Annotated in this window: 1 protein-coding gene; it reads left to right on the forward strand. The window is 46.5% G+C overall.

The window, feature by feature from the left end; all coding sequences use genetic code 11:
* Positions 1-217 (forward strand): hypothetical protein (locus JWG39_RS16370; protein WP_205220486.1); only part of this gene is annotated, 217 nt, incomplete at both ends.

The following is a 217-nucleotide window of genomic DNA, read 5'->3' on the forward strand; positions in this document are numbered from 1 at the left end:
TACAGTCGCTGCTGTCACACCTGTTCCCAGTACCAATAATGATATAATTAATGGCACCACCGTCAGTGGTGGTGATGCGGGGGACTCTACATCGGAAGCCGCTTTGGTTTCATTAGACAGTAATGGAGATGCCAGCATTACAGGTTATGCTGGTGATAATGATTATTATACGTTTGTCGCGCAAAACAGTGGCACCGCGACCATTAGTTTAACGGGA

The sequence above is a fragment of the Desulforhopalus vacuolatus genome, assembly GCF_016918505.1.
Taxonomy (GTDB): Bacteria; Desulfobacterota; Desulfobulbia; order Desulfobulbales; family Desulfocapsaceae; genus Desulforhopalus; species Desulforhopalus vacuolatus.